Source organism: Pseudomonas sp. FW305-3-2-15-E-TSA4 (assembly GCF_058787295.1).
The window spans coordinates 161105-184503 of sequence record NZ_JBYSZP010000001.1 but is presented as its reverse complement, the minus strand read 5'-3'; the positions used below and the strand labels follow the sequence as shown (position 1 = coordinate 184503).

Below are 23399 nucleotides of genomic sequence, written 5' to 3'. Positions count from 1 at the left end.
CCCTTCGCGAGCAGGCTCGCTCCCACAGTGGGTATCGGTGTTCTCTGGAACGGTGATTACAGGTCGCCGTAACCCAGCGAACGCAGTGCACGCTCGTCGTCGGACCAGCCGCCCTTCACCTTGACCCACAGGTTGAGCATGATCTTGGAGTCGAACAGCAGCTCCATGTCCTTGCGCGCCTCGGTGCCGATGCGCTTGATGCGCTCGCCTTTGTCGCCAATGATGATTTTCTTCTGGCCGTCACGCTCGACGAGGATCAGCGCGTGGATATGCAGGGTCTTGCCCTGCTGCTTGAACTCTTCGATCTCGACGGTGATCTGGTACGGCAGCTCGGCGCCCATCTGGCGCATGATTTTCTCGCGCACCAGTTCAGCGGCGAGGAAACGGCTGCTGCGGTCGGTGATCTGGTCTTCCGGGAAGAAGTGATCGTTCTCCGGCAGGTGATCGGCGATGACCTTTTCCAGCGCGTCGAGGTTGTGCCCGTGCTGCGCGGAAATCGGGATGATCTGTGCGTTCGGCAGCTGTTCCTGCAACCACGACAGGTGCGGCATCAGCTCGGCCTTGTCTTCGATGCGGTCGGTCTTGTTCAATGCGACGATCAGCGGGCCGGTCACGTACTGCACGCGCTCCAGGACCATCTGGTCTTCTTCGGTCCACTTGGTGCGATCGACCACGAAGATCACCACGTCGACGTCTTTCAATGCTGCCGAAGCGGTTTTGTTCATGTAGCGGTTCAGGGCCTTTTCGCCCCCCTTGTGCATGCCGGGGGTGTCGACGTAGATCGCCTGCACGTCACCCTCGGTCTTGATCCCGAGCATGTTGTGACGGGTGGTCTGCGGCTTGCGCGAGGTGATCGCGAGCTTCTGGCCGAGGATGTGGTTGAGCAACGTCGACTTGCCGACGTTGGGACGGCCGACGATGGCAACGTAGCCACAGCGAGTTGCGTTTGTATCAGTCATTGCCATTCTCCACGCCCAAGGCAATCAGTGCTGCGGCGGCCGCTACCTGTTCGGCAATACGACGGCTCACACCCTGACCTCGGCTTTTTTCATTCAATAAGACCACTTCGCACTCGACGAAGAAGGTACGGCAGTGCGGCTCACCCTGGATATCCACCACTTCGTAGCGTGGCAGTTCGCAACCGCGCGATTGCAGGTGTTCCTGCAGTCGGGTCTTGGGATCCTTGTTGGTGTCGACCAGCGTCAGGCCTTCGAACTCACCGGCCAGCCAGGCCAGTACGCGCTCGCGAGCGACGTCCATACCGGCGTCGAGGTAGATCGCGCCGATCAGCGCTTCGAGGGCATCGGCCAGAATCGATTCGCGACGGAAGCCACCGCTTTTCAGTTCGCCCGATCCCAGACGCAGGTAGTCGCCCAAGTCGAAACCACGGGCCAGCACCGCCAGTGTCTCACCCTTCACCAAACGTGCGCGCAAACGCGACAACTGGCCTTCGCGGGCCAGCGGGAAGCGATCGAACAGCGCCTCGCCAGCGACGAAGTTGAGGATGGCATCGCCGAGGAATTCCAGGCGTTCGTTGTTACGCCCGGCAAAGCTGCGGTGCGTGAGGGCCAGCAGCATCAGCTCCTGATCCTTGAAGGTGTAACCGAGCTGGCGCTCGAGACGGCTTAGAGAAACGCTCACGGTTTACCCACGCTGAGTTCGTGGCTGGATTCCACTGCCATCGCCGGGGTACGGCGCAGGCCTGGGACAATTAACGCTGTGTTCAAAAATGACGTCCTGAATATCGTGGCTTCATGCCCTGGTGCCGATTTGTGTCGACTCCAGAAATGCATTCGGCGCTGTGGTCAACAGCGCCGTGATTGATTACTTGATCAGGCCAACCCGCGAGAAATTCGGCAGGTGGCTGAGTTTCGGTTCCGGCCAGCTCATCCAGACAGCGAAGGCTTTGCCGACGATATTCTGGTCGGGAACCATGCCCAGCAGATCCTTGGGAATGTTCGGGTCATCCCAGTAGCGACTGTCGTTGGAGTTGTCGCGGTTGTCGCCCATCATGAAGTAGTGCCCGGCCGGCACGGTCCAGGTATGGTCCGGCGTAGCGCGGTAGCGGCTCATTTCCTTGCGGATCAGGTGCTCGGCAGCGCCGAGTTTTTCCTTGTAGAGTTCCGCGCTGCCCAGCGTGCCCGGCTCGGAGCCGACCAGTTGCTCGGCAATCGACTCGCCATTGACCAACAGACGCTTGTCGGCGGTGTAACGCACCGTATCGCCCGGCAGACCGACTACACGCTTGATGTAGTTGACGTTCGGGTCGCTCGGGTAGCGGAACACCATCACATCGCCACGCTGCGGATCACCGACTTCGATGATTTTCTTGTCGATCACCGGCAGGCGGATCCCGTAAGAAAACTTGTTCACCAGAATGAAGTCGCCGACGTCCAGGGTCGGTTTCATCGAGCCGGATGGAATCTGGAACGGTTCCACCAGGAACGAACGCAGCACCAGCACGATGAACAGCACCGGAAAGAACGACTTGCCGTATTCAACCAGCAACGGCTCTTTGTTCAGCTTCTCGACCACCACGGGCTCGGGCTGGCTGACACTGCCTTGATAAGAGGCAATGGCAGCACGCCGACGCGGCGCCAGGAACAGCAGATCGAGCAACGCCAACAGGCCGCAGACGAACACGGCGATGACCAGCAACAGCGGGAAATTTAGTGACATAGGACCTGACTATTCCAACCTGAGCACGGCAAGGAAGGCTTCTTGTGGAATTTCCACGTTGCCGACCTGCTTCATGCGTTTCTTACCGGCCTTTTGCTTTTCAAGCAGCTTTTTCTTACGGCTTACGTCACCGCCGTAGCATTTGGCCAATACGTTCTTTCTGAGTGCCTTGACGGTTGTCCGGGCAACGATCTGACCGCCAATGGCCGCCTGGATCGCCACGTCGAACATCTGACGAGGAATCAGTTCTTTCATCTTCTCGGTCAACTGGCGACCTTTGAAGTGCGAATTGTCACGGTGCACGATCAACGCCAGGGCGTCGACCTTGTCACCGTTGATCAGCACGTCCAGTTTCACCAGATTAGCCGATTGGTAACGATCGAAATGGTAATCCAGCGAAGCATAGCCACGGCTGGTGGATTTGAGACGGTCGAAGAAGTCCAGGACCACTTCGTTCATCGGCAGGTCGTAGGTCACCTGGACCTGATTGCCGAGGAACAGCATGTCGACCTGTACGCCGCGTTTCTCGATGCACAGGGTGATGACGTTGCCCAGGTGCTCCTGCGGAACCAGAATGTTGGCACGCACGATTGGCTCGCGCATGTCTTCGATGGCCGACACATCCGGAAGCTTGGATGGGTTGTCGACGTAAATCGTTTCACCGGTTTTCAGTACCAGCTCGAAAATTACCGTTGGCGCGGTGGTGATCAGGTCCAGGTCGTATTCGCGCTCGAGGCGCTCCTGGATGATCTCCATGTGCAGCATGCCGAGGAACCCGCAACGGAAGCCGAAGCCCAGTGCGTCGGAGCTTTCCGGGGTGTACTGCAGCGACGAGTCGTTCAGGGTCAGTTTCTGCAGCGCTTCGCGGAAGTCCTCGAAGTCGTCGGAGCTGACCGGGAACAGACCGGCGTAAACCTGTGGCTGAATGCGTTTGAAGCCGGGCAGAACCGGCACATCCGGGGTCGAGCTCAGGGTCAGGGTGTCACCGACCGGTGCACCGTGAATGTCCTTGATGCTGGCGATGATGAAGCCCACTTCGCCAGCCTTGAGGTCAGCGGTAGCAGTGTGCTTCGGATTGAATACACCAACGCTGTCGACCAGGTGGATCTTGCCGGTGGATTTCACCAGGATCTTGTCGCCCTTCTTCACGCGGCCATGACGCACGCGCACCAGGGAGACAACGCCCAGGTAGTTGTCGAACCAGGAGTCGATGATCAGCGCTTGCAGCGGATCTTCGATGTTGCCGGTCGGCGCAGGAATGGTCGCGACCAGACGCTCGAGCACTTCGTCGACACCCAGGCCGGTCTTGGCGCTGCAGGTGACCGCGTCGGTGGCGTCGATGCCGATGATCTTCTCGATCTCGTCCTTGACGCGGTCCGGCTCGGCCTGTGGCAGGTCGATCTTGTTCAGCACCGGCATGACCTCGAGGCCCTGCTCGATGGCGGTGTAGCAGTTGGCCACGGACTGGGCTTCAACACCCTGACCGGCATCGACCACCAGCAACGCACCTTCACACGCGGCCAGGGAACGGCTGACTTCGTAGGTGAAGTCGACGTGACCCGGGGTGTCAATGAAGTTCAGCTGGTAGGTGACGCCATCTTTGGCTTTGTAATAGAGGGTAACGCTGTGGGCCTTGATGGTGATCCCGCGTTCGCGCTCCAGATCCATGGAATCCAGTACCTGGGCTTCCATTTCACGCTCGGCCAGGCCACCGCACATCTGGATGAAACGGTCAGCCAGCGTCGACTTGCCATGGTCAATGTGGGCGATGATGGAGAAATTGCGGATATGACTCAAATCACTCACGGATCAACACTCAAAAAGGCTGCAGGCTTGGCCCGCCGAAAAATAGCCGGGAATTGTACCTGATACACGGCGCAAGCGTCACGTTCGCCTGTCACCCCGATTGCATACGAAAACGCCCCGATCTGTCGACCGAGGCGTTTTCGCGGTTAAAGCGTTGGCAACAACGCGGCCATCAACCGGCCCGTCGCAGCAACCACACACCCGCCAGCGCACAGACCGTGGCCGGCACCAGCACCGCGAACAGCGGCGAGAAGCCGAACACCAGGCTCGACGGGCCGAGCAGATCCTGGACGATGCGGAAGGTGAAGCCCACCAGCACACCGGTGAACACTCGCTGACCGAGGGTGACCGAGCGCAACGGGCCGAAGATGAAGGAGATCGCCATCAGCACCAGCGCGGCGGTGACCAGCGGCTGCAACACCTTGACCCAAAATGCCAGCCAATAGCGGCCATTGCTCAGGCCTTGATCCGCCAGATAGTGGATATAGCCCCACAGACCGGAAATCGACAGCGACTCAGGCGCCATCACCACCGTGTTGAGCAATTGCGGGCTCAGCGATACGTCCCACTCCTCGCTCGGCGCGTTCACCACTTCGGTGCTGCGCTCGTGGAACACCGTGGTGGTCACGTCGCTCAGCAGCCAGCGCTTGCCGTCGAACTCCGCACGCTTGGCGAAGCTGGAGCTGAGCAGGTGGCGCTCTTTGTCGAAGTGATAGCGGGTCACGCCATACAACAGGCCGTCGGGTTGCACGGCGTTGATATGGATGAATTCCTCACCCTGACGGTGCCACATGCCGTGCTTGGCGCTCTGCGCGTCGCCGCTGCCTTGCGCCAGCGAGCGATTGGCCTGAGCCATGCTTTCGGTGGCCGGTGCCACGTACTCGCCGATCAGCACGCCAGCCAGCATCAGCACCAGCATTGGCTTCATGACGGCCCAGACGATGCGCCCGATGGACACACCCGCGGCACGCATGACCGTCAGTTCGCTGCTGCTGGCCAGACTGCCGAGGCCGATCAGACAGCCGATCAGCGCGGCCATCGGCAACATTTCATACAGGCGACGCGGCGCGGTGAGCATGACGAAGCTCAGCACGTCAGCCAGTGTGTAGGTATCGCTGACGTCGCTCATCTCGTCGATGAAGGCAAACAGGGTCGCCAGACCCAGAATGATCGCCAGCACGGCGATGATCGCCACGAATACGCTGCTGCCGATGTAGCGGTCGAGTTTAACCACGGGCCACCTCCAGCGCAGCGCTGCGACGGCTGGCCAGCTTCAGGCGCAACGGCTCCCAGTACAGCAGGCCGAGACCGATGACCAGGAAGATCCCGTGCACCCACCACAGTCCCAGCGCCGCTGGAATCTTGCCTTTTTCGAGGGCGCCGCGGGCGGCAATCAGGATGGTCAGGTAAGCCATATAAAGAAGAATCGCCGGCAGCAGCTTCAGGAAACGGCCCTGACGCGGATTGACCCGCGACAGCGGCACCGCCATCAGGGTCACGATGAACACCAGCAACGGCAGGGAAATCCGCCATTGCAGTTCGGCCCTGGAACGCTCGTCGTCGGCGCCCAGCAGGGTCGAAGTCGGGATCGCGTCACGGTCGGTGACTTCGTCACTGGCATCCGGTTTTGGCAGCAATACGCCGTAGGTGTCGTATTTGATCGCGCGGTAATCGGCCTGACCCGGGCTGCCGTCATAGCGATAGCCGTTGTGCAGGATCAGATAGCGGTTGCCGTCCGAGTGAACTTCCTGGCGGCCTTTTTCGGCCACCAGCACGGAAATCCCGCGGTCCTTCTGATCGGAGCCGAGGTTTTTCTGCGAGATGAACACGCCACCGAGGTTGACGCGATCGTCGGTCAGGCTTTCGGTGTAGGTCACCCGAGTGCCGTCACGCAACGCCTGGAAACGGCCAGGTTCGAGGGTATCGAATTCGGTCAGGGCGTCCTGCTTGTTCAGCAGCAGCTGGAACTGGTTGGCGCCCTGCGGGGCCAGACTCAGACTCAGCCACGCCACCACCAGTGCCACCAGCGTCGCCGGGAACAGGGTCATGCGCAGCAGACGCTGCTGACTCATGCCGGTGGCCGAGAGCACGGTCATTTCGCTTTCGAGGTACAACCGGCCGTAAGCCAGCAGGATCCCGAGAAACAGACCCAACGGCAGGATCAGTTGCATGAAACCCGGCAGACGGTAACCCATGATCAGGAACAGCGATCCCGGATCGAGTTGGCCCGCAGCGGCCTGGGCAAGGTATTTGATGAAGCGACCGCTCATGATGATGACCAGCAGCACGGCGCTGACGGCGCTCAGGGTCAACATCACTTCACGGGACAGATAACGGAAGACGATCAAACCAGACACTCCAGGGTTGTCAGGCTAAGGCGGCCAAACAAGCAAACGTTTCGAGCGACCCGCAAGGCAGAGCCGTCGAAAAAAGATGCGGCATTATCCTGTGATTGAGGGCGCCTGTCACTGCGCACACTCACCCAAGCGTAGATTCCGTTGAAGATCGCACAACCGAGGGTTGTCAGGCGCGGTGAGCGAGGTTCAAACTGCCGCCTTCGTCGCAGGCACAGACCTGCGCCTCTTCTATCTATAAGCAGGCGACTGCGGACACCGTCGAACGCCTGTGTGTTGACCATTCATTCAGGGATCCGGACATGGAACTGGTTGTAAAAAGCGTTAGCCCAGAAACGTTGAAAACCGCCACCCTGGTGGTTGCCGTCGGCGAAGGCCGCAAACTCGGCGTCGCCGCCAGACAGGTCGACGAGCTGAGCGGTGGCGCGATCAGCGCCGTGCTCAAGCGTGGCGATCTGGCCGGCAAGGTCGGTCAGAGCCTGCTGCTGCATAGCCTGCCGAACCTGAAAGCCGAGCGCGTGCTGCTGGTCGGCGTGGGCAAGGATGAAGAACTGGGCGACCGTCCGTTCCGTAAAATCGTGGCTGGCATCCTCAACACCCTGAAAGGTCTGGGTGGCAGCGATGCCGTGCTGGCGCTGGATGAAATCATCGTCAAGAACCGCGACAGCTACGGCAAGACCCGTCTGCTGGCGGAAACCCTGGTGGACGGCGAATACACCTTCGACCAGTTCAAAAGCCAGAAAGCCGAACCGCGCGCCCTGAAAAAAATCACCCTGCTGACCATCAAGGCTGCTCAGGCTGAAGTGCAGCGCGCCGTGAACCATGCCACCGCGATCGCCAACGGCATGGCCTTCACCCGTAATCTGGGCAACCTGCCGCCAAACATCTGCCACCCGACCTTCCTCGGCGAGCAAGCGAAGAACCTCGGCAAAGAGTTCAAGGATCTGAAAGTCGAAGTCCTCGACGAGAAGAAGATCAAATCCCTGGGCATGGGCTCGTTCTACGCCGTCGGCCAGGGCAGCGCCCAGCCGCCGCGCCTGATCGTCATGCAATACAACGGTGGCAAGAAGTCCGAGAAGCCTTACGCGCTGGTCGGCAAAGGCATCACCTTCGACACCGGCGGCATCAGCCTCAAGCCGGGCGCCGGCATGGACGAAATGAAGTACGACATGGGTGGCGCGGCCTCCGTGTTCGGTACCCTGCGTGCGGTGCTCGAACTGAAGCTGCCGATCAACCTGGTGTGCATCCTCGCCTGCGCCGAAAACATGCCGAGCGGCAATGCTTCGCGTCCGGGCGACATCGTCACCACCATGAGCGGCCAGACCGTGGAAATCCTCAACACCGACGCCGAAGGCCGTCTGGTGCTGTGCGACGCCCTGACCTACTCCGAGCGCTTCAAGCCGCAAGCAGTGATCGACATCGCCACCCTGACCGGTGCCTGCGTGGTCGCACTCGGCGCCCACACTTCCGGCCTGCTGGGCAATAACGACGAACTGATCGAACAACTGCTCAGCGCCGGCAAAGCCGCTGACGACCGCGCCTGGCAACTGCCGCTGTTCGACGAATACCAGGAGCAACTGGACAGCCCGTTCGCCGACATCGCCAACATTGGCGGGCCGAAGGCCGGCACCATCACCGCCGCGTGCTTCCTGTCGCGCTTCACCAAGAACCTCAACTGGGCGCACCTGGACATCGCGGGCACCGCATGGACCAGCGGCGGCAAGGACAAGGGCGCCACTGGCCGTCCGGTTCCGCTGCTGACCCAATACCTGCTGGACCGCGCCAAAGCCTGAAACCGATGAACCTGGGCGGCGTCACTCTACGGTGACGCCGTTCAAGGCTCAGGAACCGCAATGACCAAAGTCGACTTCTACATCCTGCCCAGCGCCGATCCTTCGGCTCGTCTGGACTTTGCCTGCAAGCTCACCGAGAAAGCCTGGCGCATGGGCCATCGCATCTACCTGCATTGCAGCGATGCTGCTCAGCGTGATGATCTTGATGCGCGTCTGTGGGTGTTCAAGGGCGAAACCTTCGTGCCGCACGGCCCTGCCGAGAGCGAACCGGACGGTTTGATCGTGCTGGGAACGGGCGCTGACTGCGGCGAGCATCAGGATCTGCTGGTCAACCTCGACCTGAAAGTCCCAGCCTTCGCCAGTAAATTCGCCCGCGTGGCGGAAGTGGTGGTGGAAGATCCGACGATCCGCGCGGCGGCACGGGAGAGTTTCCGTTTCTACCGCGAACAGGGCTATCCTCTGCAAGACCACCGTTTACAGCGACTCTGAGTACGCCGATGGACACTCCAAAACCGCTGCAAAAGCCTGCACACCTGCTGGACGATCTTGAATCGATCCGCCAATTGCTCGGCGATGACAACCTGCAACCGCCACTGCTGACCGACACGGTCGAGGATGGTGAACAGGAACAGATTCCAATGTTGTTCGAGGCCGTCGACGCCACGCCGTCCGCCATCGAACCGCACCAAGCTCCGGCTCCGGCCCCGGCGCCTGCTGCCAAACCGGCAGCACCTGTGGATAAAGGCCCGGACGCCTTGCTGCACCTGGACAGCGAACTGCGCGCCGCCGCGCAATTGATCATGCAGGACGTGATCGACGACTTCGCGCCGCACATCGAAACCGAAATCAAACGCCGCCTCGAGGCGCGGATGGAACGGCTCCTCAGCCAGTACGAATAACCCGGATGGATCTCCTTGTGGCGAGGGGATTTATCCCCGATCGGCTGCGCAGCAGTCGTGAACCCTGCAAATACGCAGCGTGATTGAAATATTAGGGCTGCTGCGCGGCCCATCGGGGATAAATCCCCTCACCACAAGGCTCCCCCCAACATTCGTGTCCGCCCAGCCTCCCCCCGCTCGCCCTCGGCCCCATGCCCCGCTATACTTCCCGGCTTTTCCTGAATAAATGCCAATAGGGTCCCGCCGCGCATGGATAAGACCTACCAGCCGCACGCCATTGAAACTTCCTGGTACAACACCTGGGAGTCCGAGAACTATTTCGCACCGCAAGGCGCGGGCGATTCCTACACCATCATGATCCCGCCGCCAAACGTCACCGGCAGCCTGCACATGGGTCACGGTTTCAACAACGCGATCATGGACGCCCTGATCCGTTTCCGCCGCATGCAGGGTCGCAACACCCTGTGGCAGCCGGGCACCGACCACGCCGGTATCGCCACGCAGATGCTGGTGGAGCGTCAACTGGAAGCCACCGGCCAGAACCGTCATGACCTGGGTCGCGAGAAATTCCTCGAGAAAGTCTGGGAGTGGAAGGATCAGTCCGGCGGCAACATCAGCCGTCAGATCCGCCGCCTCGGCTCGTCCGTGGACTGGAGCCGCGAGCGCTTCACCATGGACGACGGTCTCTCGGAAGCGGTTAAAGAAGCCTTCGTACGCCTGCACGAAGACGGCCTGATCTACCGCGGCAAGCGTCTGGTCAACTGGGACACCAAGTTGCACACGGCGATTTCCGACCTCGAAGTGGAAAACCACGACGAGAAAGGTTTCCTGTGGAACCTCAAGTACCCGCTGGCTGACGGCGCGAAAACCGCTGAAGGCAACGATTTCCTGATCGTCGCGACTACCCGTCCGGAAACCATGCTCGGCGACTCTGCCGTCGCGGTTAACCCGAACGATGAGCGCTACAAAGCCCTGATCGGCAAATTTGTCGAGCTGCCACTGGTTGGCCGCCGCATCCCGATCATCGCCGACGATTACTGCGATCCTGAATTCGGCACCGGTTGCGTGAAAATCACCCCGGCCCACGACTTCAACGACTACGAAGTCGGCAAGCGCCACAACCTGCCGCTGCTGAACATCTTCGACAAGAACGCCAACGTGCTGCCCGCAGCCCAGGTGTTCAACCTCGACGGCACGCTGAACGACAGCATCGACGGCAAGATCCCGGCCGAGTACGCCGGTCTCGAGCGTTTCGAAGCGCGCAAGCAGATCGTCGCTGCGTTCGACGCCGCCGGCCTGCTGGTCAGCGTCGACGATCACAACCTGAAAGTGCCGAAAGGCGACCGTTCCGGTACCGTGATCGAGCCGTGGCTGACTGACCAGTGGTACGTGTCGACCAAGCCTCTGGCCGAGCCTGCGATTGCTGCCGTTGAAGACGGCCGCATCCAGTTCGTGCCGAAGCAATACGAAAACATGTACTTCTCGTGGATGCGCGACATCCAGGACTGGTGCATCAGCCGTCAACTGTGGTGGGGCCACCGGATTCCGGCCTGGTACGACGAGTCGGGCAAGGTCTACGTCGGTCGCGACGAAGCCGAAGTGCGTGCCAAGCACAACCTCGGCCCGGACGTTGCGCTGCAACAGGACAACGACGTGCTCGACACCTGGTTCAGCTCGGGCCTGTGGACGTTCTCCACCCTCGGCTGGCCGGAAAAGACCGAGTTCCTGAAAAAATTCCACTCCACCGACGTGCTGGTCACCGGTTTCGACATCATTTTCTTCTGGGTTGCCCGGATGATCATGCTGACGATGCACCTGATCAAGAACGAGGACGGCACCCCGCAAGTACCGTTCAAGACCGTTTACGTGCACGGTCTGGTGCGTGATGGCCAGGGCCAGAAGATGTCCAAGTCCAAGGGCAACGTCCTGGACCCGCTGGACATCATCGACGGTATCGAGCTGGAAGCCCTGGTGCAGAAACGCACCTCCGGCATGATGCAGCCGAAACTGGCGAAGAAGATCGAGAAGCAGACCCGCGACGAGTTCGCCGACGGCATCGCCAGCTACGGCACCGACGCCCTGCGCTTCACCTTCTGCTCGCTGGCGTCCACCGGTCGCGACATCAAGTTCGACATGGGCCGCGTCGAAGGCTATCGCAACTTCTGCAACAAGATCTGGAACGCCGCGCGTTACGTTCTGGACAAGGGCGAAGACTGCGGCCAGAACGGCGAAGCCTACGAGCTGTCGCTGGCGGATCGCTGGATCATCTCGCAACTGCAGCGCACCGAAGCCGAAGTGACCCGTCAACTGGATCAGTTCCGTTTCGACCTCGCCGCGCAAGCGCTGTACGAGTTCATCTGGAACCAGTACTGCGACTGGTACCTGGAACTGTCCAAGCCAGTGCTGTGGGACGAAAACGCTCCGGTCGAGCGTCAGCGCGGCACCCGTCGCACCCTGGTGCGCGTACTGGAAGTGGCGCTGCGTCTGGCGCACCCGTTCATGCCGTTCATCACTGAAGAAATCTGGCAGCGCATCGCGCCGCTGGCCGGTATTCAGGGCAAGACGATCATGCTGCAACCCTGGCCGGTGGCCAACGAGGCGCGCATCGATCCGGCCGCCGAAGACGACATCGAATGGCTCAAGGGTCTGATGCTCGGCACACGTAACATCCGTGGCGAAATGAACATCGGCCCGGGCAAACCGCTGCCGATCTACCTGAAGAACGTCAGCGCTGAAGATCAGCGTCGCCTGACCGAAAACGAAGCGCTGCTGAAGAAGCTGGCGCGTCTCGAGTCGATCACGGTACTCGCTGCTGGCGAAGAAGCGCCGCTGTCCGCCACCGCACTGGTGGGCGAGATGGAAGTGCTGGTGCCGATGGCCGGCCTGATCGACAAGGGCGCCGAGCTGGCACGTCTGGACAAGGAGATCCTGCGTCTGCAGGGCGAAGTCCAGCGGGTTGGCGGCAAGCTGTCGAACGCCGGTTTCGTGGACAAGGCCCCGGCCGAAGTCATCGAGAAGGAACGCGCCAAACTGGCCGAGGCTGAACAGGCCCTGGGCAAGCTGGCCGAGCAGCACGCGCGGATTTCCAGCCTGTAAGGCAAGCCGCAATGAACAAGGGAGGCCCGCAACGGCCTCCCTTTTTTATTCAAGAATCGCTACAAATACCCTGTGGGAGCGGGCTTGCTCGCGAATGCGGTGTGTCAGTCGACAAATCTGCCGGATGTGTAACCGCCTTCACGAGCAAGCCCGCTCCCACAGTTTGAACGGTGTTGCCTTTAGATGTGGGACAATACCCGCCACTTTCAGCCATACCCGAATCGATCACACCCATGAACGCCCCCCGCACACCCAAACCTGCGCGCAAGAAGCCTGATGCCGCGACCCCGGCCAAAGCCGTCGAGCCGCGTGAAAAGGCCAGCCTGCACCCGCGCAATCGCCACCAGGGTCGCTACGATTTCCCGGCACTGATCAAGACCACGCCGGAACTGGCGAAATTCGTGATCACCAACCCGTACGGCAAGGAAAGCATCGACTTCGCCAGCCCCGACGCGGTGCGCGTGTTCAACCGGGCGCTGCTCAAGGCGTTCTATGGCATCGAGCATTGGGACATCCCGGCGGACTATCTGTGCCCACCGGTCCCGGGCCGTGCCGATTACGTGCATTTCCTCGCCGACCTGCTGGCCAGCATGAACGACGGCAAGGTTCCGCGCGGTGCGATCGTCAACGTGCTGGACATCGGCATGGGCGCCAACTGCGTTTATCCGCTGATTGGTAACAGCGAATACCGCTGGCACTTCCTCGGTTCGGAAATCGACCCGACGGCCGTGGCCGCCGCCCGAGCCATCGTCCAGTCGAACGACCTGAACAAGGTCATCAAGCTGCGCCAGCAGGAAAACCGCAAGCACATCCTGATTGGTCTGCTGGAGCCGGGCGAGCGCTTTGACCTGACCATGTGCAACCCGCCGTTCCACGCTTCGATGGAGGAAGCGACCAAGGGCAGCGAGCGCAAATGGCGCGCACTGGGCAAGGCCGATCCGAAACGCAAGCTGCCAGTACTGAACTTCGGTGGTCAGTCCGCCGAACTGTGGTGTGAGGGCGGTGAAGCGCGTTTCGTGACCCAACTGATCGCCGAGAGCGCGAACTTCCAGCACAAGGTGCTGTGGTTCAGCACGCTGGTGTCGAAAGCCTCGAACCTGCCCGCCATCGAAACCGCCCTGAAAAAGGCCGGCGTGCTGGAAAGCCAGGTGGTGGAGATGTCGCAAGGGCAGAAACAGAGCCGCTTCGTGGCGTGGACCTTCCAGACCAAATCCGAGCAGCAGATCTGGCGGCGCGAGCGCTGGACGCGCTGAGACACTGCTGATCACCTGTGGGAGCGAGCCTGCTCGCGAAGGCGGCGTGTCAGTTAACTTCATTATTGACTGACACAGCGCTTTCGCGAGCAGGCTCGCTCCCACATTGGATTGCGTGGCGCCGCCAAATCGCAGGCACAAAAAAACCGTGCCCGGATCGCTCCGGTGCACGGTTTTTTTATCGCTGCGTCTTACTTGTTCACAGCGTCGGTAAGGCCTTTGGCCACAACCAGCTTGATCACTTTCTTGGCAGGGATTTCGATGGCAGCGCCAGTCGAAGGGTTACGGCCAGTGCGGGCAGGACGCTCGGTCACTTTCAGCTTGCCGATACCTGGCAAGGTGATTTCGCCGCCGTTTTCCAGCTGATCGGCAACGATTTGGCCCAGTTGGTCCAGAGCGTTACGCGCGGTGGTTTTCGGCGCGTCGATAGCTTCAGCGATGTCGGCGATCAGTTGGTCTTTAGTAAGAGCCATGTAGTGTTCCTTCCCTATCAAATTCATATGGATTGCAGAGTGCAGTGTCAGCCATCGAGCCCGATCTTCTGGATCTGGCACCCTCGGCGATAACCACGACGAGTCGGGTTATAGATGCCGAAATCAGGGTTTGGTTCGACCTGACAAATGCTGATTGCACGCTTAACGCAGTGACTTCGCGTAAGACCGGGCAAAACTAGCACAGAGACGGGGAAATATCCGCCTCTAGCTACCCATTTGGTCAGGTTTATTGCTCTAAATCGGTAAAAAACTGCATAAGGGCACCCACCCGCCCTGGATTTGCCCTTCACCCCGCGCCAAAACCAGTGGTTGCGGTACACTGGGCGCTTTTTCGGGGGAGCCTGCCCTCCTCCCTTCCACCAGCCGAGAAGCCCATGCCGATCCGTCATTGCATCGTCCACCTGATCGACAAAAAACCCGACGGCACGCCCGCAGTTCTGCACGCCCGTGACTCTGAACTGGCTGAGTCCGCGGCCATCGAGAACATGCTCGCCGACCTCAACGAGAGCTACAACGCCAAACAGGGCAAAGCCTGGGGCCTGTTCCACCCGGAATCCGGTGCGTTCCCGTTCAGCGGCTGGCTGAAGGAATACATGGAAGGCGGCAAGGACTTCGCCGCGTTCAGCAAAGTCGCGGTCGAGCATCTGCAGAAGTTGATGGAAGAGTCGAACCTGTCGGTCGGCGGCCACGTGCTGTTCGCCCACTATCAGCAAGGCATGACCGACTACCTGGCGATTGCCCTGCTGCACCACAGCGAAGGCGTGGCGGTGACCGATGAGCTGGACGTGACGCCGTCGCGTCACCTCGACCTCGGCCAGCTGCACCTGGCGGCGCGGATCAACGTCTCCGAGTGGCAGAACAACAAGCAGTCCAAGCAGTACATCTCGTTCATCAAGGGCAAGAACGGCAAGAAGGTTTCGGAATACTTCCGCGACTTCATCGGCTGCCAGGAAGGTGTCGATGGCCCGGGCGAGACACGCACGCTGCTCAAGGCCTTCAGCGACTTCGTCGAGAGCGAAGACCTGCCGGAAGACTCCGCCCGCGAAAAAACCAAGACCCTGGTCGATTACGCCAGCAGTCAGGCCAAGCTCGGCGAGCCGATGGGCCTGGAAGAGCTGTCGGAGCTGATCGACGAAGAACGGCCGAAAGCCTTCTACGATCACATCCGCAACAAGGACTATGGCCTGTCGCCGGAGATTCCGGCGGACAAACGCACCCTTAACCAGTTCCGCCGCTTCACCGGCCGCGCCGAAGGCCTGTCGATCAGCTTTGAAGCGCACCTGCTGGGTTCGAAGATCGAGTACGACGAAGAGGCTGGCACCCTGATCATCAAGGGCCTGCCAACCTCGCTCACCGATCAGCTCAAGCGCCGCAACTGATGCTCGGCAATGTGCTGAAGAAGGTTGCGCTGGTTCTGCTGGTGGTGGTGATCTATCAGAACTGGGGCAAGATCGAGCGGGTGTTCAACCCGTCGCAGATGGTCTCTGAACAGGTTCGCGCCAACGCCCATGTCGTGCTGTATGCCACCGACTGGTGCGGCTACTGCAAGCAGACCAGGCGCTTTCTCGACAGCAAGGGGATTCCTTTCAGGGAATTTGATATCGAGAAGAACGCCGAGGCGCGCAAGGCGTATGAGGCGCTGGGTGGGCGCGGGATTCCGCTGATCGACGTGAATGGCACGTTGATTCGCGGGTTCGACCCGGATGAGATCCTCGCCGCCCTGAAATAACAACTGTGGGAGCGGGCTTGCTCGCGAAAGCGGTGTGCCAGTCAATAATGATCGCGACTGATTCACCGCATTCGCGAGCAAGCCCGCTCCCACAGGTTTTGTATCTGACTTGCGAGATCAGCGAGCTTCGATGCGGAAACCAAAGCGCGGGAAGTGCCCATGCACCACGCCGCCACGCGGGTCTTCACGGCGCAGGATCAGCTCTTCGCGGCCAGCAAACAGCAACTCACCCACCACCGGATCCACCCCGTAGTCTGTTGCGGCAATCGCCACTTGCTGCCCGGCCTTGAAACCGTTCGGATCGACAAACTGCTCATCCGGCAGCGCCGCCGGCGTCGAACTGCGCGCCACTTCCAGCGCCTCCTCGGCAGTCATTTCGCTCGCGGCACCATGACCAAAGCCCAGCACACGGCCCAGCCAGGCAGTCACGGCCGGATATTCATCGACCAACGGCGCAGTGACGTGCGTCGCCTTGAGGAACCACAGTGGATGCGCCAGGGCGAAGTCGGCAATCGACGGCTCACCGAACAGGAAGTCGCCCTGCTCGCGCTGCAACTGCTGCTCAAGCCGCTCCATGAGCGTTGGCCATTGGTGCTTGGCCTGTTCGGCCGACAGCCGCGTGGCGCTGCCGCCACTGAACAGCCCGGCACGGTCAGCGATAAAGGCCTTGATCGCTTCCGGCGGCAACTTGCCGAAGCGCACCGCCACCGATTCTGGCTGGAACACCAGGCTGACCGCATGCTGGAACACCACCGAATCGGCCCAAGCGGCGAAGCTGGCGCTGGTCATTTCCTGGCCTTCCGGGAAAAACGCCGGCAGGGCTTTTTCCTGCTCCAGACGACGGGCAATCAACGATGTATCGCAATAGATGTCGGCGCCGATCTGCAACACCGGGGTCTTGCGGTAGCCGCCAGTGAGCGCAGTCAGATCCGGCTTGGGCATCACCGGCGAAATGTGCACCGAACGCCACGACAAGCCTTTGAAGCCCAACAGCAGACGAGCCTTTTCAGCAAATGGAGAGGTCGGGTAATGATGCAGAATCAACTCGGACATGCTCGGCTCCGCCGCACAGAAAGTGAGTCGGCAGCTTAGCGCGCATTTGATTAGCAGCCTACAGATCTGCCTGATGGGAACCGATCAGTCAGATTGATAAGACGCGACCAGGCATTCCTTGGCGCTCTTGCGCAGCTTTTTGATCAGCCGTTCCTGGCGCAGCGCGTCGCTCTTGTCGCGGCAACGCTCGGTGTAGACCAGCGCCATCGCCGGGCTGGACAGGAAGAAGCGTGCGCCCTTGCCGCTTTGATGCTTGGCGAAGCGGCGCACCGGGTCGTCGCTGATCCCGCAGTACAGCGAACCGTTGGCCGCGCGCACGAGGTAGACGAACCAGGCCTTGCTCGCTGGCTCGACGACTTCAACCGGTTTTTCGCTGAGGCTGGTCACTTCGGGATCTGGATGTGTAGGAAACAGGCCGCGATCTTATCAGCGAGTAGCCTGAAATGCCTTCAGACCTTTCAGCGCCTGCGCCCGGACCGCGTTGCGCACCAGCGGAGTCCAGCCGAGCAGCAGGCCTTTGAAGCCCAACGCCTGCCGCGACCAGCGCCACAGGTCGAAGTGATCGTGGTGTTCGCAGATCTTGCCGTCGCGAAAGACGAAGCGCGCCTGGATATCGTTGATCACCACGTTGCCGGTCTGGCTGAACAGGTAAGTCGCCACCCAGTGCGCGCCGCCGCTGCGCTCGTCGGCGCGGACATTGTCGAAGGTCAGGGAGAAGTCCTTGGCGCGGGTGGTGAGCATGCGCCACATGTCGCCGGCATCGCGCCCGCGCAGTTCACCGAAGGCCGGATCGCTGAACACCACATCGTCGGTATAGCAGGCGGCCATGGCCTCGGCGTCGAGGCGCTGGAAGGCCTGGTAGAAGCGGGTGATCAGGGCGGCGTGGGCTTCGCTCATGGGCAAACTCCGGAAATGGACAGATTGCCAGCACGATAAGCTGCAAATCGCAGAAACACTATCGGCATTCGTGCACCGAATATCAGCAACACACAGAACCACTGTAGGAGTGAGCCTGCTCGCGATAGCGGTGTATCAGTCAGCGCAATGTTGACCGACACACCGTTATCGCGAGCAGGCTCACTCCTACAAGTTGAACCGTGTCAGATCTTTTCGCTTTGCACTTGCACGTACAGCGCCCGCCCGGCACCAAGGCCAGCAATGATCGCACCGGTGCCAATGATGCCGAAGATCCAGCCCACGGCATTCCAGCCGCCGGTCCAGTCATGCACCACGCCAACCGCGAACGGCCCCATCGACGCCAGGGTGTAGCCGAAGCCCTGGGACATGCTCGACAGGTTCGCCGCCACATGCGAATCCCGCGAGCGCAACACGATCAAGGTCAACGCCAGGCTGAACGTACCGCCCTGCCCCAAACCCAACAGAATCGCCCAGCCCCACAGGCCTTCAATCGGCGCATACAGGCAACCGAACAGACCACCGAGGGTCAGCGCCATCACCACCACGATCGCCAAGCGCTGATCCTTGCCCCGGGTCGCCAGCCACGGCGCAGCCAGCGAACTGGCGAGCTGGATGATCACCGAACCGGACAGCACCAGGCCGGCCTGGGTCGGAGTCAGGCCACGACCGATCAGGATCGACGGCAACCAGCCGAACACGATGTACGCCAGCGACGATTGCAGGCCCATGTACAAGGTCACTTGCCACGCCAGCGGATCGCGCAGCAGACCTTTCACCCGATAGGCGACGTTGTGCGCGCCGTGTTTCTGCCCAACCTGCGGCAGCCAGAACAACGCCGCCACCAGCGCCGGGATTACCCAGAAGCCCAGGCCCAGTGCCCAGCTGTGGTCGAAGTGTTCGCTCAACGGCACGGTGGAACCCGCGGCCATTGCCGCGCCCAGGCACAGGGCCATGGTGTACACGCCGGTCATGGTTCCTGCGTGTCTGGCGAAGTCGCGTTTGACGATGCCCGGCAGCAGCACGCCGATAATGCCGATGCTCGCACCGCCAAGCACGCTACCTGCAAACAGCCCGATCTCACCGAAGTTGCTGCGCACAATGATGCCGGCGGCCAAGGTCAGCAGAATCCCCAGCACCACCCGTTCAGCGCCGAAACGCCGCGCCAGTATCGGCGCCAGCGGTGCGAACAGGCCCAGGCACAGCACCGGCAACGTGGTCAGCAAACCGGCCTGAGCCGCAGACAGACCAAGGCTTTTCGACACTTCGCTGAGCAGCGGCGCCATGCTCGACAGCGCCGGGCGCAGGTTCAGCGCCACCAGAATCAGCCCCAGCAGCAACAGCCACGGCCGGCGCACCAGCGGATGGCTTTGCTGCACTTGTTCGTCGTCAGCCTCGGCGTCGATCAGCAGCTCTTCGAGATCCGCCGTGCGCTTGGGGGTTGAAAAGTTTTTCTCGCTTTCAAGGTTCATTGATCAACTGCCTCGATATGGCTTTGGCCCGTTCCGGGTCGCGTTGTTCGACGGCATCGAGCAACTCGATGTGCAGGTCGAACACTTCCTGACGGCGCGGGACGATGTTCAGCGTCTGGCGCAATTGCGCGCCGACGATGCTGGAGAAATAGCGATACAACTCGCTGAGGGTGGGGTTGTGCGCGGCGTCCACCAGACGGCGGTGGAACACCAGATCGCAGGCAATGTAAGTGTCGAGATCGCCGTGGTAGTGGCTGCCGCTGGTGCCGAGCGCTTCGCGCAGTGCGAGCAGGTCTTCATCGGTGCGGCGCAGCGCGGCCAGGCCAATCGCCTCAACTTCGAGGATGTGCCGGGTCTCGCGCGCCTGCTCCAGCGAGCAACGGGACAACGCCTTGAGCGTGTCCATCGGATCGACCACTGCGCGCAGATAACTGCCGTCGCCCTGCCGGATTTCGATCAACCCGGAAAACGCCAGCACGCGCATGGCTTCGCGCACCGTGTTGCGGCTGATGCCCAGTTCGGCGCACAACTCAGGCTCGGTCGGCAGCCGTTCGCCGACCTGCCACACGCCATCGCTGATGCGCTGACGCAACTGATCCAGAGCCTGATCGACCAGGGATCGTTTGATCAAAGGTGAGATGTCTGTCATTGAATTCGCCCTTTCATCCAATCATAGGATGAATTTCCTGACATGGTAGTCAGGCAGCCGAATCGGCACAAGGGGCAAATCGCGGGCAAAAAAAAACCCGGAACAGGTCCGGGTTTATTTCACTGGCTGATTTCGATCAATGCAGGATCTGGCTCAGGAACAGCTTGGTGCGGTCATTCTGCGGGTTGTCGAAGAAGTCGTTCGGCGCCGCCTGTTCGACGATTTCGCCCTTGTCCATGAAGATCACGCGGTTGGCCACGGTGCGGGCAAAACCCATTTCGTGAGTCACGCAAAGCATGGTCATGCCGTCTTCGGCGAGGCCGATCATGGTGTCGAGTACTTCCTTCACCATCTCCGGGTCGAGCGCTGAAGTCGGTTCGTCGAACAGCATGATTTTCGGTTTCATGCACAGCGCACGAGCGATCGCCACACGCTGTTGCTGACCGCCGGACAGTTGCCCCGGGAATTTATGCGCCTGCTCCGGAATGCGTACGCGCTCCAGATAATGCATGGCGATTTCTTCGGCCTTGCGCTTGGGCATCTTGCGCACCCACATCGGCGCCAGCGTGCAGTTCTGCAGGATGGTCAGGTGCGGGAACAGGTTGAAGTGCTGGAACACCATGCCGACTTCGCGGCGGATCGCTTCGATCTGCTTGAGGTCGTTGGTCAGCTCCACGCCATCGACGACGATGCGGCCCTGCTGGTGCTCTTCCAGACGGTTGAGGCAGCGGATGGTGGTCGATTTGCCGGAACCCGACGGGCCGCACAGGACGATGCGCTCGCCCTGTTTGACGTTGAGGTTGATGTCTTTCAGCACGTGGAACTGGCCGTACCACTTGTTCACGCCCTGCATCTGGATAATGCCTTCAGGGCCGACAGGCTTTTTGATTGCTTCGCTCATTTACAGAGAACTCCTAACGCTTGTGGCCAGTGTCGAGCTTGCGTTCCAGATGCATGGAATAGCGCGACATACCAAAACAGAAAATCCAGAACACCAGGGCGGCGAACACGTAGCCTTCGGTGGCCATGCCCAGCCATTTCGGGTCGGCAGCGGCTTGCTTGACGCTGTTGAGCAGGTCGAACAGGCCGATGATGATCACCAGGCTGGTGTCCTTGAACAGCGCAATAAACGTGTTGACGATGCCCGGAATCACCAGCTTCAAGGCTTGCGGCAGAATCACCAGGCCCATGGCGCGCCAATAACCGAGGCCCATCGCCGCTGCCGCTTCGTACTGACCTTTGGGGATCGCTTGCAGACCGCCGCGCACCACTTCGGCAACGTAGGCCGACTGGAACAGGATCACCCCGATCAGCGCCCGCAGCAGCTTGTCGAAGTTCATGCCTTCGGGCAGGAACAGCGGCAGCATCACCGAGGACATGAACAGCACCGTGATCAACGGCACGCCGCGCCAGAACTCGATGAAGGTCACGCAGACCACACGAATCGCCGGCATGTTCGAGCGCCGGCCCAGCGCCAGAATGATCCCCAGCGGCAAGGCGCCGGCGATACCCACGGTGGCGATGACCAGGGTCAGCATCAGACCGCCCCACTGGCTGGTCGCCACGGCGTCGAGGCCGAACACGCCACCGTGCAGCAGGCACCAGGCGACAATCGGGTAGATCACCAGGAAGCTCAGACCGTACACCGCTTTACGCGGGAAGCGCGAGATGAACAGCGGCGCCACACCGATCACCGCCAGCCACACGGTCAGGTCGACGCGCCAGCGCAGGCCGGTCGGGTAGTAGCCGTACATGAACTGGCCGAAACGCTGCTGAATGAACACCCAGCAGGCGCCGTCCTTGGTGCAATCGGCGCGGGTGGTGCCGACCCAGTTGGCATCGAGAATCGCCCAGCTGAGGATCGGTGGTACCACCAGGTAGATCAGGTAAAACGCAAACAGGGTCAGCAGGGTGTTGAGCCAGCTGGAAAACATGTTCGCGCGTATCCATGCCATCGGGCCGAAGACCTTGGCCGGCGGTGGCATGTCGGGTTTGAAAGTATGGGTTGTCATGCGCGTTTCCTCACCGCTCGATCAGCGCAATGCGCTTGTTGTACCAGTTCATCAGCAGGGAAATGCTGATACTGATCGCCAGGTACACGCTCATGGTGATGGCAATGACTTCGATGGCCTGACCGGTCTGGTTGAGCACGGTGCCGGCGAACAGCGAAACCATTTCCGGATAACCGATACCGGCGGCCAGCGACGAGTTCTTCGCCAGGTTCAGGTATTGGCTGGTCAGCGGCGGAATGATCACCCGCAGGGCTTGCGGAATGATCACCTTGCGCAGGGTCGGGCCGTTGCGCAGGCCGAGCGAACGCGCCGCTTCGGTCTGGCCATGGCTGACCGACTTGATCCCGGAACGGACGATCTCGGCGATAAACGCTGCGGTGTACACGGTCAGGGCGAGGGTCAGCGCCAGCAGTTCCGGGATCAACACCCAGCCGCCGACGAAGTTGAAACCCTTGAGTTGCGGCATTTCCCAGTGCAGGGGGGCACCGAAGATCAGCGCGCACAAGGTCGGGATCACCAGCAGGATCGCCAGACCGGTCCAGAACTTGTGAAACGGTACGCCGGTGTCTTCGAAACGCTTGTTGGCCCAGCGGCACATCAGCACGATGGCGACGATGGCCAGCACCACGCTGATGAAGAACGCCCAGAAGCCGTCAGCCATTTGCGCGGCCGGCATGTTCAGGCCCCGGCTGCTGACGAAGAAAGTGTCGCCGAAGTTGTGGCTGTTGCGCGGTCCCGGCATGGTCAGGAATACCGCGAAGTACCAGAACAGGATCTGCAGCAGCGGCGGAATGTTGCGGAACACTTCCACGTACACGGTCGCCAGTTTGCTGATGATCCAGTTCGGCGACAGCCGCGCCACACCGATGATGAAGCCCAGCAGGGTCGCCAGGATCACGCCGATGAAGGTCACCAACAGGGTGTTGAGCAGGCCGATCACGAACACCCGAGCGTAACTGTCCGCTTCGGTGTAGGAGATCAGGTGCTGAGCGATGCCGAACCCGGCACTGCGCTCCAGAAAGCTGAAACCGGAAGTGATGCCCCGGTGCTGCAGGTTGGTCTGGGTGTTATCGAACAGATACCAGCCCATGGCGACCACCGCCACGACGGTGATGATCTGAAACAGCCACGCACGCACTCGCGGATCGCTGAGGCTGAGCCTCTGCTTTGGTGCGCCGATTGAATTTTGCATGAA

At 60.8% G+C, this 23399-nt stretch carries 22 protein-coding genes; 7 read left to right on the top strand and 15 right to left on the bottom strand.

What is annotated here, in order from left to right:
* Positions 1–56: 56 nt before the first annotated feature.
* From era to lptF, 6 genes are all read right to left on the bottom strand, one after another.
* Positions 57–959, bottom strand: a complete 903-nt coding sequence (gene era / locus AC3WMV_RS00865) for a GTPase Era (protein WP_003221935.1) — start codon at positions 957–959, stop codon at positions 57–59.
* Positions 952–1641: a ribonuclease III gene (gene rnc, locus AC3WMV_RS00860; protein ID WP_024011703.1), complete on the bottom strand. Its 690-nt coding sequence runs from the start codon at positions 1639–1641 to the stop codon at positions 952–954. Before rnc ends, era begins: the two co-directional genes overlap by 8 nt.
* A gap of 183 nt (positions 1642–1824) precedes the next feature.
* The gene (gene lepB, locus AC3WMV_RS00855; RefSeq protein ID WP_025112167.1) at positions 1825–2679 is read right to left on the bottom strand and encodes a signal peptidase I; all 855 of its coding nucleotides are present in this window, start codon (positions 2677–2679) and stop codon (positions 1825–1827) included.
* Between the two features lie 9 nt (positions 2680–2688).
* Positions 2689–4485: a translation elongation factor 4 gene (lepA, locus tag AC3WMV_RS00850; RefSeq protein WP_003221926.1), complete on the bottom strand. Its 1797-nt coding sequence runs from the start codon at positions 4483–4485 to the stop codon at positions 2689–2691.
* 172 nt (positions 4486–4657) lie between these two features.
* Positions 4658–5719 carry an LPS export ABC transporter permease LptG gene (lptG, locus tag AC3WMV_RS00845; protein WP_103369733.1) on the bottom strand — a complete coding sequence of 354 codons (1062 nt, stop codon included), beginning with the start codon at positions 5717–5719 and terminating at the stop codon, positions 4658–4660.
* A complete protein-coding gene (lptF, locus tag AC3WMV_RS00840) occupies positions 5712–6833 on the bottom strand; it encodes an LPS export ABC transporter permease LptF (protein WP_103369732.1) in 1122 nt (373 codons plus the stop codon). The genes lptG and lptF overlap by 8 nt, the downstream gene beginning before the upstream one ends.
* Positions 6834–7141: 308 nt before the next feature.
* Between lptF and AC3WMV_RS00835 the strand changes: the two genes are divergently transcribed.
* The 5 genes from AC3WMV_RS00835 (at position 7142) to rlmF (ending at position 13880) form a co-directional block, all read left to right on the top strand.
* On the top strand, positions 7142–8632 hold the full coding sequence (locus AC3WMV_RS00835) for a leucyl aminopeptidase (RefSeq protein WP_027610952.1): 1491 nt from the start codon (positions 7142–7144) through the stop codon (positions 8630–8632).
* Between the two features lie 60 nt (positions 8633–8692).
* Positions 8693–9121, top strand: coding sequence for a DNA polymerase III subunit chi (locus AC3WMV_RS00830; RefSeq protein ID WP_103369731.1), 429 nt, complete (start codon positions 8693–8695; stop codon positions 9119–9121).
* An 8-nt stretch (positions 9122–9129) separates the two neighbouring features.
* Positions 9130–9531: a DNA polymerase III subunit chi gene (locus tag AC3WMV_RS00825; protein WP_103369730.1), complete on the top strand. Its 402-nt coding sequence runs from the start codon at positions 9130–9132 to the stop codon at positions 9529–9531.
* Positions 9532–9780: 249 nt separating this feature from the next.
* Positions 9781–12627 (top strand): valine--tRNA ligase, encoded by a 2847-nt coding sequence (locus AC3WMV_RS00820; protein WP_103369076.1) that lies wholly within the window; start codon positions 9781–9783, stop codon positions 12625–12627.
* A gap of 233 nt (positions 12628–12860) precedes the next feature.
* The gene (rlmF, locus tag AC3WMV_RS00815) at positions 12861–13880 is read left to right on the top strand and encodes a 23S rRNA (adenine(1618)-N(6))-methyltransferase RlmF (protein ID WP_096795189.1); all 1020 of its coding nucleotides are present in this window, start codon (positions 12861–12863) and stop codon (positions 13878–13880) included.
* A gap of 191 nt (positions 13881–14071) precedes the next feature.
* Here rlmF and AC3WMV_RS00810 read toward each other — a convergent pair whose 3' ends face one another.
* Entirely contained in the window at positions 14072–14353 is a 282-nt protein-coding gene (locus AC3WMV_RS00810; protein ID WP_003221909.1) for an HU family DNA-binding protein, read from the bottom strand.
* Positions 14354–14748: 395 nt separating this feature from the next.
* Here AC3WMV_RS00810 and yejK point away from each other — a divergent pair, with 395 nt between their 5' ends.
* Together yejK and AC3WMV_RS00800 are read left to right on the top strand one after the other, a co-directional pair.
* A complete protein-coding gene (yejK, locus tag AC3WMV_RS00805; protein WP_027610948.1) occupies positions 14749–15753 on the top strand; it encodes a nucleoid-associated protein YejK in 1005 nt (334 codons plus the stop codon).
* Positions 15753–16103: a glutaredoxin family protein gene (locus AC3WMV_RS00800; RefSeq protein ID WP_103369077.1), complete on the top strand. Its 351-nt coding sequence runs from the start codon at positions 15753–15755 to the stop codon at positions 16101–16103. The genes yejK and AC3WMV_RS00800 overlap by 1 nt, the downstream gene beginning before the upstream one ends.
* A gap of 117 nt (positions 16104–16220) precedes the next feature.
* On the opposite strand, the gene AC3WMV_RS00795 is transcribed toward AC3WMV_RS00800, so the two are convergent.
* The 8 genes from AC3WMV_RS00795 to AC3WMV_RS00760 all read right to left on the bottom strand — a co-directional run bounded on the left by AC3WMV_RS00795 (position 16221) and on the right by AC3WMV_RS00760 (position 23396).
* A complete protein-coding gene (locus AC3WMV_RS00795) occupies positions 16221–17156 on the bottom strand; it encodes a glutathione S-transferase family protein (RefSeq protein WP_103369078.1) in 936 nt (311 codons plus the stop codon).
* Positions 17157–17240: 84 nt separating this feature from the next.
* Complete coding sequence (locus AC3WMV_RS00790) at positions 17241–17543, bottom strand: GIY-YIG nuclease family protein (RefSeq protein WP_097086337.1); 303 nt, start codon at positions 17541–17543, stop codon at positions 17241–17243.
* A gap of 39 nt (positions 17544–17582) precedes the next feature.
* Positions 17583–18053, bottom strand: a complete 471-nt coding sequence (locus AC3WMV_RS00785; protein ID WP_027610944.1) for a nuclear transport factor 2 family protein — start codon at positions 18051–18053, stop codon at positions 17583–17585.
* Positions 18054–18256: 203 nt separating this feature from the next.
* Positions 18257–19543: a CynX/NimT family MFS transporter gene (locus tag AC3WMV_RS00780; RefSeq protein ID WP_103369079.1), complete on the bottom strand. Its 1287-nt coding sequence runs from the start codon at positions 19541–19543 to the stop codon at positions 18257–18259.
* Positions 19533–20192 carry a FadR/GntR family transcriptional regulator gene (locus tag AC3WMV_RS00775; protein ID WP_047601498.1) on the bottom strand — a complete coding sequence of 220 codons (660 nt, stop codon included), beginning with the start codon at positions 20190–20192 and terminating at the stop codon, positions 19533–19535. Before AC3WMV_RS00775 ends, AC3WMV_RS00780 begins: the two co-directional genes overlap by 11 nt.
* A gap of 136 nt (positions 20193–20328) precedes the next feature.
* Complete coding sequence (locus AC3WMV_RS00770) at positions 20329–21093, bottom strand: amino acid ABC transporter ATP-binding protein (RefSeq protein WP_003221897.1); 765 nt, start codon at positions 21091–21093, stop codon at positions 20329–20331.
* 13 nt (positions 21094–21106) lie between these two features.
* Positions 21107–22204 (bottom strand): amino acid ABC transporter permease, encoded by a 1098-nt coding sequence (locus tag AC3WMV_RS00765; protein ID WP_007965184.1) that lies wholly within the window; start codon positions 22202–22204, stop codon positions 21107–21109.
* A gap of 10 nt (positions 22205–22214) precedes the next feature.
* Complete coding sequence (locus tag AC3WMV_RS00760) at positions 22215–23396, bottom strand: amino acid ABC transporter permease (protein WP_027610940.1); 1182 nt, start codon at positions 23394–23396, stop codon at positions 22215–22217.
* Positions 23397–23399: the final 3 nt, after the last annotated feature.

Excerpts from the sequence above, each read along its gene's own strand:
- AC3WMV_RS00780 (WP_103369079.1), bottom strand. The coding sequence starts at position 19,543 with ATGAACCTTGAAAGCGAGAAAAACTTTTCAACCCCCAAGCGCACGGCG.
- AC3WMV_RS00760 (WP_027610940.1), bottom strand. The coding sequence starts at position 23,396 with ATGCAAAATTCAATCGGCGCACCAAAGCAGAGGCTCAGCCTCAGCGAT.
- AC3WMV_RS00835 (WP_027610952.1), top strand. The coding sequence starts at position 7,142 with ATGGAACTGGTTGTAAAAAGCGTTAGCCCAGAAACGTTGAAAACCGCC.
- era (WP_003221935.1), bottom strand. The coding sequence starts at position 959 with ATGACTGATACAAACGCAACTCGCTGTGGCTACGTTGCCATCGTCGGC.
- lepB (WP_025112167.1), bottom strand. The coding sequence starts at position 2,679 with ATGTCACTAAATTTCCCGCTGTTGCTGGTCATCGCCGTGTTCGTCTGC.
- rlmF (WP_096795189.1), top strand. The coding sequence starts at position 12,861 with ATGAACGCCCCCCGCACACCCAAACCTGCGCGCAAGAAGCCTGATGCC.
- AC3WMV_RS00810 (WP_003221909.1), bottom strand. The coding sequence starts at position 14,353 with ATGGCTCTTACTAAAGACCAACTGATCGCCGACATCGCTGAAGCTATC.
- AC3WMV_RS00765 (WP_007965184.1), bottom strand. The coding sequence starts at position 22,204 with ATGACAACCCATACTTTCAAACCCGACATGCCACCGCCGGCCAAGGTC.
- yejK (WP_027610948.1), top strand. The coding sequence starts at position 14,749 with ATGCCGATCCGTCATTGCATCGTCCACCTGATCGACAAAAAACCCGAC.
- AC3WMV_RS00820 (WP_103369076.1), top strand. The coding sequence starts at position 9,781 with ATGGATAAGACCTACCAGCCGCACGCCATTGAAACTTCCTGGTACAAC.
- AC3WMV_RS00800 (WP_103369077.1), top strand. The coding sequence starts at position 15,753 with ATGCTCGGCAATGTGCTGAAGAAGGTTGCGCTGGTTCTGCTGGTGGTG.
- AC3WMV_RS00830 (WP_103369731.1), top strand. The coding sequence starts at position 8,693 with ATGACCAAAGTCGACTTCTACATCCTGCCCAGCGCCGATCCTTCGGCT.
- AC3WMV_RS00785 (WP_027610944.1), bottom strand. The coding sequence starts at position 18,053 with ATGAGCGAAGCCCACGCCGCCCTGATCACCCGCTTCTACCAGGCCTTC.
- AC3WMV_RS00770 (WP_003221897.1), bottom strand. The coding sequence starts at position 21,093 with ATGAGCGAAGCAATCAAAAAGCCTGTCGGCCCTGAAGGCATTATCCAG.
- AC3WMV_RS00795 (WP_103369078.1), bottom strand. The coding sequence starts at position 17,156 with ATGTCCGAGTTGATTCTGCATCATTACCCGACCTCTCCATTTGCTGAA.
- AC3WMV_RS00775 (WP_047601498.1), bottom strand. The coding sequence starts at position 20,192 with ATGACAGACATCTCACCTTTGATCAAACGATCCCTGGTCGATCAGGCT.
- AC3WMV_RS00825 (WP_103369730.1), top strand. The coding sequence starts at position 9,130 with ATGGACACTCCAAAACCGCTGCAAAAGCCTGCACACCTGCTGGACGAT.